Source organism: Amycolatopsis rhizosphaerae (assembly GCF_007713715.1).
Lineage (GTDB): Bacteria > Actinomycetota > Actinomycetes > Mycobacteriales > Pseudonocardiaceae > Amycolatopsis_E > Amycolatopsis_E rhizosphaerae.
Genome location: NZ_VJWX01000317.1, coordinates 1 through 8,375, shown reverse-complemented (window position 1 = coordinate 8,375; position 8,375 = coordinate 1). Strand labels below are relative to the sequence as shown.

Below are 8,375 nucleotides of genomic sequence, written 5' to 3'. Positions count from 1 at the left end.
GGACACAAGCGCACGAGCGTGGGACTCGCCCGGCGGGCGCGCCGTACACCGCGAGCGGACCGGACTTTGCCGGGCCCCTGGTCATATCGACCGTGAGGGGGCCCCTCACGGCTCGCGCCAGGGCGTCAGCCGATCCACTTGGCGACGGTCGGTGGTTCGTAGGACTCGAACGCGTCGAGCAGGACCACCGGATCGGGGTCGATGAAGATCAGATCGCGGTGCTGCGGCCGCAGGAAACCCTCGGCCACCATGTGGTCGGCGAACTCCCGCAGCGGCCGGTAGTAGCCCGCCACGTCCACCAGCCCGATCGGCTTGTGGTGCAGGCCGAGCTGGGCCCAAGTCCACACCTCGGCCAGTTCCTCGAGTGTGCCGGCACCGCCCGGCAGGGCCAGGAATCCGTCCGACAGCTCCGCCATCTTGGCCTTGCGCTCGTGCATCCCGGCGGTCACGTGCAGTTCGGTCAGGTCGGCGTGCCCGATCTCCACCCGCATCAGGTGCTTCGGGATGACCCCGATCACCTCACCGCCCGCGGCCAGTGCCGCGTCCGCGACCACGCCCATGATGCCGACGCTCGCACCGCCGTAGACCAGGCCGATGCCGCGTTCGGCGAGCAGCTTGCCCAGCGCGGCGGCCTGCTCGGCGTAAACCGCGTCGTTGCCCGACGACGAGCCGCAGAACACGCAGATCCGGCGCATCAGTGGGTCTCCTCCCATGCCTTGTAAGCCTCCCGCACCACGCGCACCGCGTCCTCGACGTCGTCGGTGAGGTGGAGCAGCGCCAGGTCCTTCTCACCGATCTTGCCCTCACCGTGGACCGACTCGCGCACCCAGTCGTACAGCCCGCCCCAGTAGGACCGTCCGAAGAGGACGACCGGGAACTTCGTCACCTTCTTGGTCTGCACCAGGGTGAGCGCCTCGAACAACTCGTCAAGAGTGCCGAACCCACCGGGCAGGCAGATGAACGCCTGTGCGTACTTGATGAACATCGTCTTGCGGGCGAAGAAATACCGGAAGTTCACGCCGAGATCGACCCAGGGGTTCAGCCCCTGCTCGAACGGCAGCTCGATGCCCAGCCCGACCGACAGCCCGCCTGCCTCGGAGGCGCCGCGGTTGACCGCTTCCATGGAGCCGGGGCCACCGCCGGTGATCACCGCGAACCCCGCTTCCGCCAGCGCCGACCCGATCTTGCGGCCGAGTTCGTATTCGGGGTGGTCGCGTTGTGTACGGGCGGAGCCGAACACGGTGACCGCGCGCGGAACCTCGGCGAGCGCGCCGAACCCTTCGACGAACTCGGCCTGAATGCGCAGCACCCGCCACGGGTCGGTGTGCACCCAGTCCGTCGGCCCGCGCGAGTCCAGCAGCCGCTGGTCGGTGGTGCTCGCCTCGACCCGCCTGCCCCGCCGGAGCACGACCGGCCCCCGGTGCTTCTCCAGCGGGTGTTCGGGATAGTCGGCGACTTCGTCCGTCTCGTCCATCGTCACCCCCGCGAGCTTAACGACCCGACAGGAAATCCCGCAGTACCCCGGCGACCTGCCGGATCTCCCCGGCCCGCACGTGCTCCTGGCGGGTGTGCGCCAGCGTCGGGTCGCCGGGGCCGAAGTTGACCGCGGGCATGCCCAGCGCGGCGAACCGCGCCACGTCGGTCCAGCCGAGTTTCGCCGCGGCCTTCCCGCCCGCCGCGCGCACCAGTTCGGCCGCGGCCGGTGCGGTCAGCCCGGGCAGTGCGCCCGCGGAGACGTCCACAACGGACAGATCGAAACCGTCGAAAACCTCGCGCAGGTGGGCTTCCGCCTGTTCCGGGCCGCGGTCCGGTGCGAACCGGAAGTTGACCGCGAGCACCGCCTCGTCGGGGACGACGTTGCCCGCCACCCCGCCGGACACCCGGACCGCCTGCAGGCCCTCCCGGTAGGTGAGGCCGTCGATCTCCACATCGCGCGGCCGGTACCCGACGAGCCTGCGCAGCGGTTCGGCGAGCGCGTGGATTGCGTTTTCCCCCATCCAGGCCCGCGCCGTGTGCGCGCGGCGCCCGGTCAGCCGCAGCTCGACCCGCATGGTGCCCTGGCAGCCCGCCTCGATCACCGCGTTGGACGGTTCGCCGACGATCGCCAGCTCGCCCGCCAGCCATTCGGGCAGCTCCCGCTGGATCCGGCCCAGCCCGTTGCGGACCGCCTCGACCTCTTCGCAGTCGTAGAAGACGAAGGTCAGGTCGTGGCGCGGCTCGGTGACCGTGGCCGCCAGGTGCAGGAACACCGCGTCCCCGCCCTTCATGTCCACCGTGCCGAGGCCGTGCAGCACCTCCCCGTCCCGCCGGACGGGCAGGTTCTCGTTCACCGGAACGGTGTCCAGGTGCCCGGCGAGCACCACCCGCGACGCCCGGCCGAGGTTCGTCCGGGCGAGCACCGCGTCGCCGTTGCGGACGACCTCGAGGTGTCCCAGCCCCTCCAGTGCGGCCTGCACGGCGTCGGCGATCGCCGCTTCCGAGCCCGAGACGCTCGGGATGTCCACCAACGCGCAGGTCAGATCGACGGGATCGGCGTGCAGGTCCAGAGTCATGACCTGGAGACTAGCCTCGGCGCGACGGCGGTGACGCTGCGCGTACGGTGGCAGGCGTGCGCACGCGAATGATCCTGGCCGTCCTTGCCACGGCACTCGTGGTGGCCGCCTGCGGCACCGACTCCGGCACGAAACCGAGCAGCACCGGACAGGTCGTCAGCCCCGGCGTGCTGGCCGTCAAGCTCCGCGCGTTGTCCGTCGACGACTGCTTCACGTCCCCGGCCACCCAGGCCCCCAAGGGGTGTGAGAAGTACGTCACCGAGATCGCCGGCACGGTCGGCATGGTGCGGCAGCTCGCGGGCCCGAAGCTCTCCGGGCTCAACCCGCTCGCGGACACCCTCGACCGCAGCGTCGCGTCCTACCGCACGGCGCACTGCGAGACGGCCACCGCTCCCGGCGACCCGTGCACGACCGCGCTGACGACGATCTCGACGACCCTGCGTGACGTCAAGGGCATCATCGAGACTCAGGCCACCACGGGCTGACCGCCCCGGCCGGTTACCGTAGGGGCCGTGAGCGAACAGACCCCGAATCCCGAGACCACCGGCGCACACGGCGTCGGCTTGGCGACCGTCTCCGAGGACGGCACCGTGCTCGACACCTGGTTCCCGCATCCGAAGCTGGACGAGCCGGGGACCGCCGGGACGGAACGGCTCACCCGGGAACAGACCGTCGAGGTGCTGGGTGAGGCGGCGGCGGCGCTGCTCGGCCCGGATCCGGCGCGCGGGGTCGAGGTGATCGCGGTCCGCACCCGGATCGGCAGGCTCGCCGAGGCACCCGCCGACGCGCACGACCTCTACCTGCGCCTGCACCTGCTTTCCCATCGGCTGGTGCGCCCGCACGGGCAGAACCTCGACGGGATGTTCGGCCTGCTCGCCAACGTCGTGTGGACCAACCACGGCCCGTGCCCCGTCGACGGCTTCGAGGCGGCCCGGATGCGGCTGCGGTCCCGGGGGCCGGTGACCGTGTACAGCGTGGACAAGTTCCCCCGGATGGTCGACTACGTGCTGCCGACCGGGGTGCGGATCGGCGACGCGGACCGCGTGCGCCTCGGCGCGCACCTGGCGGCGGGCACGACCGTGATGCACGAAGGCTTCGTGAACTTCAATGCGGGCACGCTCGGCGCTTCGATGATCGAGGGCCGGGTTTCCGCGGGCGTGGTCGTGGGCGACGGCACCGACGTCGGCGGCGGCGCGTCGATCATGGGCACGCTCTCCGGTGGCGGCAAGGAAGTGATCTCCCTCGGCGAGCGCTGCCTGATCGGCGCGAACGGCGGGGTGGGCATCTCGCTCGGCGACGACTCGGTGGTCGAGGCCGGGCTGTACATCACGGCGGGCACGAAGGTGCTCGTCGAGGGCCGCTCGGTGAAGGCGCGCGAGCTCTCCGGTATCTCCAACGCGCTGTTCCGCCGCAACTCGGCCACGGGCGCGGTCGAGGTGGTCCCGCGCGCCGGCGTCACCGTCGAACTCAACGCGGCCCTTCACGCCAACGACTGATCGCACCGACGTGTCCGTCGGGGCGGATCAGGAACTCCGTCCCGACGGTGGCGTGATAGGCGGCGAAGGCGTGCCCCTCGGCGTCCACCACCGACGGTCCCGCGACCCGCTGCCCGGGGCGCAGCACCGCGTACGCGTGCGGCGTCCCGGGCGTGGCCGCGGCCCCGAACACCAGGCGGGTGGCGTGCGGACCGCGGAACAGGTCGAACAGCCGTAGCCGCTTGCCGTTCCCGTCCACGACGGGCGCGTCCGGCGCCCGGTCCCCCGTCACCAGGTCTCCCGGGCCCGTCCGGTAGCTGATGTCCAGCTGCCAGGTGTCCTCCCCCCGTTCGAGGGCGTCCTCCGCGCCTTCGACGTGCTTGCGCAGCAGTCGAGTGCTGACCTCCAGGACCCGGATCGCGACCGCGCGCCGCTCGGTCTCGTAGCTGTCGAGCAGCCCGGGATCGCCGTCGGCCAGCTTCCAGCCGAGGTTGTAGGCGTCCTGCACGCCCGTGTTCAGGCCCTGGCCGCCGGTGGGCGGATGGACGTGTGCCGCGTCGCCGGCAAGGAAGACCCGCCCATCCCGGAAGCGCTCCGCAAGTCGCACGTTCGGACGCCAGACGGTGGACCAGGCGAGCCTGTCCAGGCGCACTCCCGCACCCAGCGCGTCCAGTTGCGCCTGCAGGGTTTCCAGTGACGCCGAGGTCTCGCCCTCGGGTAGCGGCGCGACGAACTGGAACAGTCCGGTGCCCGGCAGCGGGCTCAGCATCACCCCGGCCATCGGCTCGCCCGCCCGCGCGAACCAGTACCCGTACGCCGGGTCCAGGTCCGGCACGGCGACGTCCCCGAGCAGCATCCTGACCGATTCGTCGGTGCTGCCCTCGAACGCGATGCCCAGCGTCTTCCGCACGAAGCTCTTGCCGCCGTCCGCACCCACCAGGTAGTCGGCGCGCACCTCGTCACCGGTGGACAGCACCGCGGTCACCCGGTCGCCGTCCTGGCGGAAGGCCACCAGTTCGGTACCCAGTTCGACCCGGACGCCGTACTCGGCCAGGCGGTCCCGCAGCAGCCCTTCGGTCTGGGACTGACCGAGTACCCACCCGTTGGGGTGGGGCACCGCGGGCGTGGGCTCGCGCAACGGGCTCATCCGCCGTTCCCCCGCGAAGGCTCCGTCGAGGTGAACCCGGAAGGTGGCTTGCGGGGCGCCCGCGGCCAGTACCGCGTCGAGGACGCCGAGATCGTCGAACACCTCCAGGGTGCGGGGCTGGAGGCCGTCCCCGCGCGATCCGGCGAAGTACTCCGTCGCCTTGTCGATGACACGTACACCGACACCCCGGCGCGCGAGGTCGATGGCCAGGGTGAGCCCGGTCGGCCCGGCTCCCGCGATCAGCACCAGCATAATGAACTCCAATTCAGTGAATTAGGGTTCATAATGGTCCTGCTAGCGTTCCCCGTCAAGGAGGTGCGGTGAAACGCAAGGAACGGGCGGCCGAGACCGAGGCCGCGCTGAAGGCGGCCGCGAAGCGGCTGTTCGCCACTCGCGGGTATCTGAACACCAAGATCACCGACATCACGGCGGAAGCGGGCCGGGCGGCGGGATCGTTCTACAACCACTTCACCGGTAAGGAAGAACTACTCGAGGCGCTTCTCGCGGACCTCGCGGAGGCGAGCGACGAGACAGTGGCCGAGGACGGGCACAGGGCCGACTTCTCGGATCCGGCGGCGGTGCGCTTCCACGTGGCCGCCTACTGGCGGTTCTTCCGTGAAAACCGGGCCACCATGCTCGCCCTCCAGCAGGCGGCACTGGTCAACGAAACCTTCGTCGGCAAGCTGGACGAGTTCGCCAGGACCCAGGCCGACGAGATCGCCGACCACCTCGACCACGTGGCCCGGCCGCCCGCCGGGCGCGGCGTGAGCATCGCGATGATGTACGCGCTCGTGGACACGTTCGCGCGCACGTACCAGGGCGAACTGCCCGACGACGAAGCCGTCGAAGCGCTCACCCGGTTCGTCTACCGCGGCCTCAACGGCCGCGACTACTGACGGCGCGCCGACTCCTCCGGCGGGGCTCGCTACTCCGCGAGGCGCTCGGCGGCGGCCTCGACGCGCTCGTCCGTCGCGGTGAGCGCGACCCGGACGTGCCGGTTGCCGCGCGGGCCGTAGAAGGTGCCGGGCGCGACCAGGATCCCGCGCTCGGCGAGCCGGCGCACGGTCACCCAGGCGTCCTCGTCCCGCGTGACCCACAGGTACAGGCCCGCCTCGGAATGGTCGATGTGGAAACCGTTGCCCTGCAACGCCTTCTGCAGCACCGCCCGGCGCCGCGCGTACCGCTCGCGCTGCGCGGCGAGCGCCTCGTCGTCGGCGAGGGCGACCGTCATGGCCTCCTGAACCGGACGCGGCACGATCATCCCCGCGTGCTTGCGCACCGCGAGCAACTCGGCCACCAGTGCCGGATCACCGGTCACGAAACCGGCCCGGTAGCTGGCGAGGTTCGCCGACTTCGACAGCGAGTGCACGGCGAGCAGACCGGTCAGGTCGCCACCGTGGACGGACGGGTGCAGCACCGAAACCGGCTCGGCCTCCCAGCCCAGCGCCAGGTAGCACTCGTCGGAGACCACCACCACGTCGCGCTCGCGGGCCCACTCGACCACCTTGCGCAGATGCTCGACCCCGAGCACCCGGCCGGTGGGATTGGACGGCGAGTTGAGCCAGATCAGCGCCGGCCGTTGCGGGCCCAGCGCGAGCAGGCTGTCCGCGCGCAGCACCTGCGCCCCGGCCAGCAGCGCACCCACCTCGTAGGTCGGGTACGCCAGTTCGGGGATCACCACCGTGTCGCCGGGGCCCAGCCCCAGCAACCGCGGCAGCCAGGCCACCAGCTCCTTGGAGCCGATGGTGGGCAGCACCGCGTCCCGCTCCAGCCCCTCGACCCCGTGACGGCGGCGCAGCGCACCCACGGCCGCCTCACGCAACTCCGGAGTGCCGTGGGTCTGCGGGTAGCCGGGGATGTCCGAAACCGAGGCCAGTGCGTCACGGATGGCGGCGGGCACCGGGTCGACCGGCGTGCCGACGGACAGGTCGACCACGCCACCGGGGTGCGCGTGGGCGACCGCCTTGACCTCGGCGAGGGAATCCCACGGAAAGTCGGGGAGGGAACTCCCCGCGGACCTCATTCGCCCTGCGGGGGCAGGTCCTTGATCCACTGCGGATCGTCGCTGACCTTGCCCACCTTGGAGGCCCCGCCCGGGGAGCCCAGCTTGTCGAAGAAGTCCACGTTGGCCTTGGTGTACTCGGCCCACTCGTCCGGGACGTCGTCTTCGTAGTAGATGGCTTCGACCGGGCACACCGGCTCGCAGGCACCGCAGTCCACGCACTCGTCGGGGTGGATGTAGAGCATCCGGTCGCCCTCGTAGATGCAGTCGACTGGGCACTCGTCGATGCACGCCTTGTCGAGCACGTCGACGCAGGGCTCGGCGATCACGTAGGTCACTGCGTTCTCCTGCTGTTGAATGAGATCCGGCTTCTGGCTCGGACATTACGCGGCCCGGGCCGGGTATTCCTAGGTAAGGGCACCCTAATTCGGGTGCTGATCGGCAGAATACCGGGCATGGACCCCATCGAAACGCTGGAGCGGCAGTGTGCCGACGCGTGGCCTCCAGTGGCCGAGGACAAGGTCGGTGACTGGCGTTTACGTGCCGCGGGCGGCTTCACCGGCCGGGCGAACAGCGCGCTCGCGATCGGCGATCCCGGCATCGGGGTGCCGGAGGCCCTTGATCGAGTTTGTGACTTCGCCCACGTCCACGCCGTCCCTCCGATGGTCCTGGTGGTCGAGGGAAGCCGGACCGAACGGGCGATCGAGGCGGCGGGCTGGGTGCCCCACGTCCAGCACGCGAAGGGCTACCTGGTCTCGGTGCTCGTCAGCCCCCTCACCGCCGGCGCGGCTCCCGCACGCGATGACGTGACCATCCGGTCCGCCCCCACGCCCGCCTGGTGGGAACTGGCCGCGGGCACCGCGGAGCCGGGTTCCGCCCAACGGCACGTGCTCACCACCGGCGAGATCGGCTACGGGGAGGCCGCGGGCGGGGCCGGTGCGGTACGGGCCGCCGTCGTCGAAGACCTGCTGCACGTCTCCTGCCTGGCCGTCCGGCCGGAGCACCGGCGGCGAGGGCTGGCCAAGGCACTGCTCGCCGCGTCGGGCATGTGGGCGGCCGGCCACGGCGCAACCCGGTGTGCGCTCCAGGTGTCGGTGGACAACGCGCCCGCTCTCGCGCTGTACGCCGCGCTCGGATTCCGCGAGCACCATCGGTACCGCTACTGGATTCCGGCGTGGAAGGATCGATCCCTGTGAAGG

General features: G+C 71.1%; 10 protein-coding genes. 4 read left to right on the top strand and 6 right to left on the bottom strand.

All coding sequences use genetic code 11. The features are described from left to right. Positions 1-125 precede the first annotated feature (125 nt). The 3 genes from FNH05_RS25665 to dapE are packed head-to-tail and all read right to left on the bottom strand — an operon-like array spanning position 126 to position 2,552. Positions 126-695: an LOG family protein gene (locus FNH05_RS25665; RefSeq protein WP_144591277.1), complete on the bottom strand. Its 570-nt coding sequence runs from the start codon at positions 693-695 to the stop codon at positions 126-128. After that, positions 695-1,474 (bottom strand): LOG family protein, encoded by a 780-nt coding sequence (locus FNH05_RS25660; protein WP_144591278.1) that lies wholly within the window; start codon positions 1,472-1,474, stop codon positions 695-697. Before FNH05_RS25660 ends, FNH05_RS25665 begins: the two co-directional genes overlap by 1 nt. A 16-nt stretch (positions 1,475-1,490) precedes the next feature. After that, the gene (dapE, locus tag FNH05_RS25655) at positions 1,491-2,552 is read right to left on the bottom strand and encodes a succinyl-diaminopimelate desuccinylase (protein ID WP_144591276.1); all 1,062 of its coding nucleotides are present in this window, start codon (positions 2,550-2,552) and stop codon (positions 1,491-1,493) included. Between the two features lie 56 nt (positions 2,553-2,608). Here dapE and FNH05_RS25650 point away from each other — a divergent pair, with 56 nt between their 5' ends. After that, the gene (locus FNH05_RS25650) at positions 2,609-3,037 is read left to right on the top strand and encodes a hypothetical protein (protein ID WP_144591275.1); all 429 of its coding nucleotides are present in this window, start codon (positions 2,609-2,611) and stop codon (positions 3,035-3,037) included. 27 nt (positions 3,038-3,064) lie between these two features. Beyond that, positions 3,065-4,048 (top strand): 2,3,4,5-tetrahydropyridine-2,6-dicarboxylate N-succinyltransferase, encoded by a 984-nt coding sequence (gene dapD / locus FNH05_RS25645; protein WP_144591274.1) that lies wholly within the window; start codon positions 3,065-3,067, stop codon positions 4,046-4,048. Here the strand turns inward: dapD and FNH05_RS25640 are convergent. Next, positions 4,020-5,426: an FAD-dependent monooxygenase gene (locus FNH05_RS25640; RefSeq protein WP_144591273.1), complete on the bottom strand. Its 1,407-nt coding sequence runs from the start codon at positions 5,424-5,426 to the stop codon at positions 4,020-4,022. The genes dapD and FNH05_RS25640 overlap by 29 nt on opposite strands. A gap of 68 nt (positions 5,427-5,494) precedes the next feature. On the opposite strand from FNH05_RS25640, the gene FNH05_RS25635 reads away from it, so the two are divergent. Further along, positions 5,495-6,070 (top strand): TetR/AcrR family transcriptional regulator, encoded by a 576-nt coding sequence (locus FNH05_RS25635; protein ID WP_144591272.1) that lies wholly within the window; start codon positions 5,495-5,497, stop codon positions 6,068-6,070. 29 nt (positions 6,071-6,099) lie between these two features. On the opposite strand, the gene dapC is transcribed toward FNH05_RS25635, so the two are convergent. Together dapC and fdxA are read right to left on the bottom strand one after the other, a co-directional pair. Next, positions 6,100-7,197 (bottom strand): succinyldiaminopimelate transaminase, encoded by a 1,098-nt coding sequence (gene dapC, locus FNH05_RS25630; protein ID WP_144591271.1) that lies wholly within the window; start codon positions 7,195-7,197, stop codon positions 6,100-6,102. Next, a complete protein-coding gene (fdxA, locus tag FNH05_RS25625; protein ID WP_144591270.1) occupies positions 7,194-7,514 on the bottom strand; it encodes a ferredoxin in 321 nt (106 codons plus the stop codon). The genes dapC and fdxA overlap by 4 nt, the downstream gene beginning before the upstream one ends. A 117-nt stretch (positions 7,515-7,631) precedes the next feature. Here fdxA and FNH05_RS25620 point away from each other — a divergent pair, with 117 nt between their 5' ends. Further along, a complete protein-coding gene (locus tag FNH05_RS25620) occupies positions 7,632-8,372 on the top strand; it encodes a GNAT family N-acetyltransferase (RefSeq protein ID WP_144591269.1) in 741 nt (246 codons plus the stop codon). Positions 8,373-8,375: the final 3 nt, after the last annotated feature.

Coding starts and splice junctions, on each gene's coding strand:
- FNH05_RS25665 (WP_144591277.1), bottom strand. CDS start 695: ATGCGCCGGATCTGCGTGTTCTGCGGCTCGTCGTCGGGCAACGACGCG.
- FNH05_RS25660 (WP_144591278.1), bottom strand. CDS start 1,474: ATGGACGAGACGGACGAAGTCGCCGACTATCCCGAACACCCGCTGGAG.
- dapE (WP_144591276.1), bottom strand. CDS start 2,552: ATGACTCTGGACCTGCACGCCGATCCCGTCGATCTGACCTGCGCGTTG.
- FNH05_RS25640 (WP_144591273.1), bottom strand. CDS start 5,426: ATGCTGGTGCTGATCGCGGGAGCCGGGCCGACCGGGCTCACCCTGGCC.
- dapC (WP_144591271.1), bottom strand. CDS start 7,197: ATGAGGTCCGCGGGGAGTTCCCTCCCCGACTTTCCGTGGGATTCCCTC.
- FNH05_RS25620 (WP_144591269.1), top strand. CDS start 7,632: ATGGACCCCATCGAAACGCTGGAGCGGCAGTGTGCCGACGCGTGGCCT.